This is a genomic window from Methanofollis sp. (assembly GCF_028702905.1).
Taxonomy (GTDB): domain Archaea; phylum Halobacteriota; class Methanomicrobia; order Methanomicrobiales; family Methanofollaceae; genus Methanofollis.
In genome coordinates this window covers 1-5,781 of record NZ_JAQVNX010000116.1, presented here as the reverse complement: position 1 = coordinate 5,781, position 5,781 = coordinate 1, and the positions used below count along the sequence as shown (strand labels likewise).

Genomic DNA, 5,781 nt, shown 5'->3' with positions numbered 1-5,781 from the left:
CGATCGTGCGGAGGGCGAGGAGGTCGGCCTCCCCTCCTTCCGTGATGCCGAGAGATGCGAAACGCTCTGTCGTGTCCTTTCCCGGCAGACTCTCAAAAGGTGCGGCTGTCATAGACCTCACATCGTGGCGACGGCCACGCACTCCTCCATCGTCCCGATACGGGCCACCGCCCCGCACATCGTCGGCACATACGCGAGGGCCTTGCCCGAGTTCACCATGATCGCGTCGTACCTGTCCAGGGCCGGGGAGACGACGACGCAGGTGTCGGCATAGACCCGCGCCCCGCTCTTCTCGATCGTCGCCACGGCGTCGCGGTTCTCCGCGATGACGCCCTGTGCGGCGAAGACGAAGAAGGGCTTATTCACCTTTTTCCCGGCGAGGAGACCGGCGAGGTTTTCGAGTTCGGCGGGAGAGAGATGGGGGCACCCGACCGCGATCGCGTCCACCTCGATCGAGGAGAAGACCTCCCGCACCTCGTCCATCCTGATCTCGACAGTCTCCGGGACATCGCGCTTGAACGTCGGCAGGCGGGCCTCGGGGGTGATCCTGTCCACGTGGAAGAGGGCCACCGCCCCGGTCGCCGCCATCGCCGCGCCCAGGGCCTTGAGGTGGTCGCGGGGCGGCCTGATCCCGGAGAAGAGAGGGATCCTGTTCCCGACAATCTTCCCGGCCACATAGCCCAGGGCCCCGTACTCGGCCGCGTCCTTCAGCGCCGCCGGGTCGTCCACCGTGATCCCGATGTTCGGCAGGCGGTTCTTGAAGAGGTGCAGGCCGTAGTACGGCGTCTTGCCGACGATCGCCGCGGCAAGGGCGCCCGGCCCTCCCTCGCGGTTCGTCCTGGCCCCGATGACAGAGTTCGCATAGACGACGGCCGACGACTCGGCCCAGGCCAGGTGCTCGCCGTACTGCGTCTGGGAGACATAATACGGCGTGCAGGTGCACTCGAGTTTGATGCCGAGACGCCCGTAGGCCGCGACCACCGCCTCCTGCTGCTGTGCGAACACCTCGGGGATCCCCATCTCCTTCCAGCGGTCGCGGGCCATGCCGATCGGGTTCAGGACAGTCGGCACCGCCACATGGGCGTCCAGGCCCTGCAGCCATTCGAGACCCCATTTCCCGATCGTCTTGTACGACGCCCCCGAGACCTGGGCGCTCGCGATCGGGATGAGTTTCTCGGCGCCGAAGACCTTGCCGAGTCCGACGAGGATCTCCAGCATCTGCTGCATCGTCTCGCCGTACTCGCCGTTCTGCATTTTTTCTTCTTCAGGTTCCAGATACATCAGTCATTCCATCCTGCACGCACAAACTTTTCCTCCTCTCCCATCACCATCGTGGCGTCGAGGCCGATCTTCACGTTCGTGCCGTCGCCGTCCCTGCAGGGGTCGAGGGATGAGCCCCGCACCCCGGTGATCACCATCAGGTCGCGGTCGCCCCGCACCCGTGTTGCGATCGCGTACTCCACGTCCTCCATGGAGAAGGGGTCGATGTCCTCGTCCACGACGACGACGTGCTTCAGGGAGGTGTGGGCCGCGAAGGCCGCCATGATCGCGTTCTTCCCGTCGCCCTGCGTGTTCTTCCTGATCTGCACGACCGCGTGGAGGTAGCCGCAGCCGCCGGTCGTCAGGACGACGTTCCTGACCGTCGTCACCCCGGCGACGGCCCGGTAGATCTTCGGCTCGTACGGCACGCCCATCAGGAGACGGTGCTCGCTCCCGCCCGGAAGGATGGAGTGGTAGATAGGGTCCTCCTTCGTCCACATGCCGGTGAGTTCCATGACCGGCTGGATGCGCTCGAAGTCGTAGGTGCCGGTGATGTCGACGAAAGGCCCTTCCTCGGCCTTCTCCGATCCGATATAGCCTTCGAGCACGATCTCGGCCTCGGGGACGAGGACCCCGTTCGAGCACTCATGGACAGGGAGTTCCCCGCCCATCAGTTCGGCGGCGAAGGCGAGTTCCTTCCCCTCGGGGACGCGGGTGCAGGAGGCGAAGGTGACCGCCGGGTGGACGCCGAGGGCGATGGCGATCGGCAGTTTCTCGCCCCTCTTCAGCGCCTCGCGGTGGAGGACGTCGGTGTGCCGACCCTCGACGAGGCGTGCGGCCAGGCGGTCCTTGCCTATCACCATCATGCGGTGGATGGAGGCGTTCTCCACGCCGTCCAGGCGGGAGAAGACGATCCCGGCGGTGATGTACGGGCCGCCGTCCTTCGGGAAGAAGGTCATGACCGGGAACGCGGTGAGGTCTGCCGGGCGCATTTCGAGTTTGCCAATAGGCTTCAGCGTGCCGCTGTACGACGCCGCGGCCAGTCTCTTCACCAGGTCGGCCTCCGTGCTCCCCAGTGCCGCCGCAAGGGTGCTCCTGTTTGCGGTGAGGTTCATCACCGCCTTCTTCCCGCCGATGTCGTGGAAGAGGAGGACCCTGTCGGTTGTGCTCGCCATCTGTGCCGCTTCGAAGCGGTCGGAGACCGGTCTTTCGATCTCGTCGACCAGGCCCCTCTCCCGCATCTCGTCAATGAACTGTCGCATCGTCATCATATCCGCTCCATCTTTTCCCGATATCGTGTTCCACCCCGAGGTGGTCGAGGACCCGTGCGACCACCATGTCCACCAGGTCGTCGATCGTCTGCGGCCGCCCGTAGAAGGGCGGACTTGCGACCATCACCGTCGCCCCGGCCTCGTCCGCGGCGAGCATGTTGCGCAGGTGTATGCGCGAGAGGGGCATCTCCCGCAGCACGAGAATGCAACGCCGCCTCTCCTTCAAACAGACGTCTGCGGCCCGTGTGATAAGGGTGTCGGAGAACCCGGCCGAGACAGAGGCCAGGGTCTTCATCGAGCAGGGGACGATCGCCATCCCGTCGTACCTGAACGACCCGCTCGCGATCTCCGCGGCCAGGTTCCTGTTGTCCTCCTCGATCACCGGGAACCCGTCAAGGCTCACGCCTTCGTGGACCGCGATCTCCCGCGCCGTCCCGGAGACGACCAGGTGCACCCGCGCCTTCCCTGCGAGCACCTCGAGGAGGCGCCTCGCGTAGACGATCCCGCTCGCGCCGGTCACGCCGATAACATATTCCTTCTCCATCTTGTCCTCACACCGGCAGCCTGTCCTGCTGCGTCGGTTTTTTGATGTGGAGCACCTCGATCGCCGCCGCTTCCACCGTCTCCCTCTGGCCGGGGAGGGTGTAGACGCCGAGGCGCCACTGTTCCCGCCGCGTCTCGTTCAGGGTCGTCAGGAGGGGGGAGACCTGTTCGAGGCCGACGAGGGCGTTCTTCTCCCGCACCCGCACCTCCATCGACATGTCTGTCGGGAAGGAGGGGATGTCGACGAGCACCGTCTCCTCCCCGACGCCTGCCGCCTCCGCGACCTCCCGTGCGATCTGCCTGCTCTCCGAGAGGGAGGTTCTGGCCTGCACCGCGGCGGCGTTCACCTGGCCGCGGCCGACATAGACGGCCCTCTTGTACAGTCTCCTCTCATAGAGTCTTCGGGCGATGTCGCGTGCCGTCCCATCGGGAGAGGCGAGGAGGCGGGTGAAGAGTGCGGCGTCGTCCATCCGCATCAGCGCCCCCACACTCTCCCCGCTCACCGCAAGGTGGGAGAGGAGGGCGAGGTGGAACATGGAGGTGGCGATCCGGGAGACATGGTGGTAGTAGACGACCGGGCGCATCAGGGTCCGTGCGATGAGCAGTGACTCCGCCGCATTGATGCCCGAGGCATCGAGGGCGACGCCGTTCTCCGTCCCGGCCGTCGCCCTGATCAACCGCCCGGCATCGACGAGGCCGTACGGCACGCCGGTGTAGTGGGCGTCGCGGAGGAGGTAGTCCATCCTGTCCACGTCCAGGTCGCCGTGGATCACGCCGGCGTACCTGTGGGTACCGTTGATGACGGCGGCGACCTCGGCCGGGTCGAGGCCGCGGTCTTCCAGGATGCCGGCCGTCTCGCCCTCCCCGAGGAGGTCGCCCGCGTCCTGGTGGCCCTTCCCCATCATCTCGACCATGAAGGCCTCGGTGACATGGGAGAAGGGGCCGTGGCCGATGTCGTGGAGGAGGGCGGCGGCGGTGACGAGGTCGCTCTCGCCCGCGTCGAGGCCGAGGTGGCGGCAGAGCACGGCCGCGAGGTGCATCGTGCCGAGCGAATGCTCGAAACGGGTGTGGTTGGCGCCCGGATAGACCAGGTGGGCGAAGCCGAGTTGCCTGATATGGCGGAGGCGCTGGAGAACGGGTGAGTCGAGGAGCGCGAGGGCCGTCTCTCCCACCTCGACGTCGCCGTGCACCGGGTCCTTGATGATTTTCATCGGGCTGTCAGTTAAAAATCTTCATGTATGGACAGTTAAACTATTCTCTTATGATTACATTCCTTTCCGGCGGGACCGGGACGCCGAAACTCCTGCGGGGGATGCGCAACCTGGTCAACGACGACCAGATCGCCGTGATCGTCAACACCGCGGAGGATATGTGGATCTCGGGCAACCACATGTCTCCGGACATCGACACCGTGCTGTATCTCTTTGCCGGCCTCCTGAACACCGACACCTGGTGGGGGATCAGGGGCGACACCTTCTCGACGCATAAGTTCCTCGAACAGTTCACCGGCGAGGAGTTCATCGCGGTCGGCGACAAGGACAGGGCCGTCCACATCGCGCGGGCCCGTCTTCTCTGGAATGGAGCGACTCTCACCGAGGCGACCCTCTCCCTGTCCCGGGCCCTCGGGGTCCGCGCCCGCGTCCTCCCGATGACGGACGCCGAGGTGACGACCTATGTCGAGACCGACGCCGGACCCATGCACTTCCAGGAGTACTGGGTCGGGTACCGCGGCGAGGTGGAGATCAGGGGCGTCATGCGGAAAGGCGAGGAGCACAGGAAGGCGACGCCCGAGGTTCTCGCCGCGATCAGGGATGCCGACGCCGTGATCCTCGGGCCCTCGAACCCGGTGACGAGCATCTCGCCGGTCCTGGAGTGCGAGGGTGTGCGGGAGGCCCTCAAGGAGAAGTTCGTCATCGCGGTCTCCCCCTTCATCGGCGACAAACCTGTCTCCGGCCCCGCGGCCGCCCTGATGGAGGCGTGGGGGATGGAGGCGTCGTCGGCGGGGACGTACGCCCTGTACAGGGACTTCGTCGATGTCTTTGTCCAGGATGTGCGGGACAGCACGGAGGTGCCGGGCGCCCTCCGCCTGGACACCCTGATGAAGGACGAGAGGCGGGCCGAGGCCCTTGCCTGGGAACTGATGTCCATCGTCAGGAGCGCGAGCCGAAAGAGATCCTGAGCCCGGCGCCGGTCGGGCCGACCCTCGCCACGCCGGCGATGGCGGCGGCGGCCCGAAAGCCGGTGCAGTGGCAGGGGTGGACGTGTGCGGCGCCGAGGTCGCGGACGTACCGGCAGGTCGCTTCGACCTGCTCTGCGGGGGCGTCGCCGAGATGGAAACCGCCGACGACATCGGCGACCTTCTCCTCATCCAGAACATCTTTTGCATGCTCGACCACCGAGCAGATGCCTGCATGGGCGCAGCCGGTGACGACGACGATCCCCTCGTCGGTGCGGCAGGCGAGTGCCGTGTCGTCAGGGACGAGGTCGGGCTTCCCGCCCGACGTCCCGACTGCCGTCCTCCCCTCGAAGGGGAAGATGCGGGGGATCTCGCCGAGGAAGACGAGGTCGTCGGTGATCCTGACGGGGTCGCGGGAGAGGCGCACCTCCCCGTGGCGGGCGAGGGTCTCCTCTGCGAGGATCATCCCGATCTCGGGTTCGCCCCCGGTCTCGACATGCCTGAAGATCTCGGGGTGGGCGAGGAAGGTCG

The 5,781-nt window shown here is 66.3% G+C and carries 6 protein-coding genes; 1 reads left to right on the top strand and 5 read right to left on the bottom strand.

Going from position 1 to position 5,781, the window contains the following annotated elements; genetic code table 11:
• Window positions 1–117: 117 nt before the first annotated feature.
• The 4 genes from PHP59_RS10965 to PHP59_RS10950 are packed head-to-tail and all read right to left on the bottom strand — an operon-like array spanning window position 118 to window position 4,285.
• Window positions 118–1,281, bottom strand: coding sequence for an aconitase X catalytic domain-containing protein (locus PHP59_RS10965; protein WP_300166888.1), 1,164 nt, complete (start codon window positions 1,279–1,281; stop codon window positions 118–120).
• Window positions 1,281–2,522, bottom strand: a complete 1,242-nt coding sequence (locus PHP59_RS10960; protein WP_300166890.1) for a UbiD family decarboxylase — start codon at window positions 2,520–2,522, stop codon at window positions 1,281–1,283. The genes PHP59_RS10965 and PHP59_RS10960 overlap by 1 nt, the downstream gene beginning before the upstream one ends.
• Window positions 2,506–3,075, bottom strand: a complete 570-nt coding sequence (locus PHP59_RS10955) for a UbiX family flavin prenyltransferase (RefSeq protein WP_300166886.1) — start codon at window positions 3,073–3,075, stop codon at window positions 2,506–2,508. Before PHP59_RS10955 ends, PHP59_RS10960 begins: the two co-directional genes overlap by 17 nt.
• A 7-nt stretch (window positions 3,076–3,082) precedes the next feature.
• Window positions 3,083–4,285, bottom strand: a complete 1,203-nt coding sequence (locus tag PHP59_RS10950) for an HD domain-containing protein (protein ID WP_300166884.1) — start codon at window positions 4,283–4,285, stop codon at window positions 3,083–3,085.
• Window positions 4,286–4,335: 50 nt separating this feature from the next.
• On the opposite strand from PHP59_RS10950, the gene cofD reads away from it, so the two are divergent.
• Window positions 4,336–5,253 (top strand): 2-phospho-L-lactate transferase, encoded by a 918-nt coding sequence (gene cofD / locus PHP59_RS10945; protein ID WP_300166882.1) that lies wholly within the window; start codon window positions 4,336–4,338, stop codon window positions 5,251–5,253.
• Here cofD and PHP59_RS10940 read toward each other — a convergent pair.
• Window positions 5,225–5,781, bottom strand: a 557-nt coding sequence (locus PHP59_RS10940; RefSeq protein ID WP_300166880.1) for an MBL fold metallo-hydrolase, incomplete at its 5' end; no start/stop codon positions are given. The genes cofD and PHP59_RS10940 overlap by 29 nt on opposite strands.